The organism is Mycobacterium sp. 1245852.3 (assembly GCF_001669335.1).
Taxonomy (GTDB): domain Bacteria; phylum Actinomycetota; class Actinomycetes; order Mycobacteriales; family Mycobacteriaceae; genus Mycobacterium; species Mycobacterium europaeum_A.
Genome location: NZ_LZLL01000415.1, coordinates 1 through 2084, shown reverse-complemented (window position 1 = coordinate 2084; position 2084 = coordinate 1). Strand labels below are relative to the sequence as shown.

Sequence of the window (2084 nt, the reverse complement as noted above, 5' to 3'; positions counted from 1 at the left end):
CGGGCTGAAGCTCCATGTTGGCGATGAAGCCACCGCGCGGCGTCTCGGCGACGAACGTGATGGCGCGTCCCAAGTCCGCCGCGCGCAGGAAGTAGTCGTGGCGGGCCTGGCCCCACTTGGCCCAGTCCTCCAGCGCCGGCCCGATCTTCTCGGCCGGCAGGCTCCAGCCCATCGACGTCTTCGTGGGGCCGGGGTGCACGATCGAGGCCCGCACGCCGGTGCCCTCGAGTTCCATCTGGAAGTTGGTGACCATCGCGACCAGCGCGGCCTTGGCCGCGCCGTAGGCACCCATGTGCGGGCGCTGACGCAGGGCGACGTCGGATCCGACGAAGATCAGGTCGCCGCGCTGTCGCTCGAGCATGCCGGGCAACACCGCGGTGGCCAACCGGTTGGCGCCGACCAGGTGGATCTGCAGCTGCGACTCGAATTCGTCGGTAGTGATCTCGGCGAGCTTGCCGAAGTAGGTGTCACCCGCTCCGGCCACCAGCACCTCGATGTCGCCGAGCGCGTCGGTCGACTGTGCCACAAAAGATTTCACCGAGTTCGGGTCGGTGACGTCCAGATGGAATCCCACCGCCTCGCCACCGTCGGCGTTGATCTTTCCGACGATGTCCTCGAGCTTCTCCACCCGGCGGGCGCCCAGCGCGACCGGGAAGCCGTGCGCCGCGAGCTCGATGGCGGTGGCCTCTCCGATGCCGGAGGAAGCGCCGGCCACGATCGCGGGCCGGCGTTCGGGCAAGGGTTCAAAGCGGGGCATTCAGCGGACCTCCACGCTCATTGGTAGGTGAGCGAATCCGCGGACATTGCTCGAGTGGACGCGGACGGCGTTGGCCTCGTCCACCTCGTAGCCGCGGATTCGCTTGAACAACTCGGTGAGCGCAACCCGGGCTTCCATCCGCGCTAGATGCGCGCCCAGGCAAAAGTGTGCGCCGCTACCGAAACTCAATAGTTTGGGCCCGATTTCGCGCCCGATGAGGTAGTCGTCAGGGTTGTCGAAGACCCGCTCGTCGCGGTGCCCGGACCCGGGCAACAGCAGCAGGACGTCGCCCTCGGGAATGGTGGTGTCATACAGGGTGAGCTCCCCGGACACGGTACGAGCCAGGATCTGGCTGGAGGTGTCGTAGCGCAGGGTCTCCTCCACCCACAGCGGCACCCGCGTCAGGTCCTCGTAGACCGGCGTCAGTTGATCCGGGTTCTTGTGACCCCAAAACGCGGCATTGGCAAGCAGTTTGGTGGTGGTCTCGTTGCCGGCGATCACCATCAGGAACATGAAGCCGAGGACCTCGTCGTCGGTGAGCCGGTCGCCGTCGATCTCGGCCTCCAGCAGCGCGGAGGTCAGGTCGTCGGTCAGCTGCTCGCGCCGCTCGGCCACCATCTGCTGGTAGTAGACGATCAGGTTGAGGGAGGCTTCGACGGCCTCCGGCGGCACGTCGGTGACGCCCTCCTCGCGGTGCATCACCCCGTCGGCCCAGGCCCGTACCTGATCCCGATCCGGCTCGGGGACACCCATCAGCTCGGAGATGACGTCCATCGGCAGCTTGCCGGCGAACTCGTCGACGTAGTCGACGGTGCCGCCTTGCGCCTTTTCCATCATGGTGTCGAGATGCTGCGTCGCGATCTCGGTGACCCGCGGCTCGAGTTCGCGAATCCGCCTGGGCGTGAAGCCCTTTGAGACCAGGGTGCGCAGCCGCAGGTGGGCGGGATCGTCCATCGCGAGGAAGCTCATCGTCTTGCTGGCGTGCGGGCCGCGCGAGGCGGGGTCCAGCGAAACGCCGAACTTGTTGGAAAGCGTTGTGCTGTTGCGGAATCCCTGCAGCACGTCCTGGTGGCGCGACAACGCCCAGAACTTCAGCTCGTCGTTGCGATACAGCGGGGCCTCGTCGCGCAGCCGCTGGTAGTACGGGTACGGATCTTCGTGGAAGTCGTAGTCGTAGGGGTCGAGGACCAGCTCGTGGTCGCCCACATGGACGGTCATTTAGGTTCGTGTCTCCTGGTTTGTCTCGCCGGGGCCGGGCAAGATCAGATTCACCACATAGGCCAATTGGTCGGCGATCTGGTGATAGGTGAACTGGCCACTGGCGGCC

General features: G+C 66.1%; 2 protein-coding genes. Both read right to left on the bottom strand.

The window, feature by feature from the left end; translation table 11 throughout:
* A partial coding sequence (locus tag A9W96_RS18555; protein WP_067141935.1) for an SDR family oxidoreductase occupies window positions 1–757 on the bottom strand: 757 nt, incomplete at its 3' end.
* Entirely contained in the window at window positions 758–1975 is a 1218-nt protein-coding gene (locus tag A9W96_RS18550; protein ID WP_066863969.1) for a cytochrome P450, read from the bottom strand. It lies immediately after the preceding gene.
* Window positions 1976–2084 lie beyond the last annotated feature (109 nt).